The organism is Microcystis aeruginosa NIES-4325 (genome assembly GCF_008974145.1).
GTDB classification, from domain to species: domain Bacteria; phylum Cyanobacteriota; class Cyanobacteriia; order Cyanobacteriales; family Microcystaceae; genus Microcystis; species Microcystis aeruginosa_G.
This window is the reverse complement of sequence record NZ_BJKP01000131.1, coordinates 1-388: the sequence shown is the minus strand read 5'-3', so window position 1 is coordinate 388 and position 388 is coordinate 1. Positions and strand designations below refer to the sequence as shown.

Below are 388 nucleotides of genomic sequence, written 5' to 3'. Positions count from 1 at the left end.
CTGTCCACACCCAGATTTTGTTTTTTTTGAGCCAACAAAGGTTTCCAATTCATCCAGTTCCCCTACTTCAGGAATTGTTTGGTGGCTACTAGGAACCCCTGGCAAAATTCAAGCACAGATTTTACCCCAGAAGTGTTGAACGTGAAAAAAAGTCGTACAAAATTTGATATTATAGATAAGAAAACAAAGTAAATATACACCAATAAATGTGAATAAGCCATGCTAACAATTTTCCCAAAACTAATGAAAGAGCTTCTCAAGCCACTCCCCAAAAATGACTATCCCGCATTAAGTACATTTACTTTTGTGTCCTGTTGGATAGGTTTTGCGCTGGATAAAAGTATCGTCAGCATGAGAGACTTAAGCGCACGCCTGAAAATGCAAGGAA

The 388-nt window shown here is 38.4% G+C and carries 1 pseudogene; it reads right to left on the bottom strand.

The window, feature by feature from the left end:
- Nucleotides 1-78, bottom strand: a pseudogene (locus MiAbW_RS19325) (IS1 family transposase); the annotation flags it as partial.
- Nucleotides 79-388 lie beyond the last annotated feature (310 nt).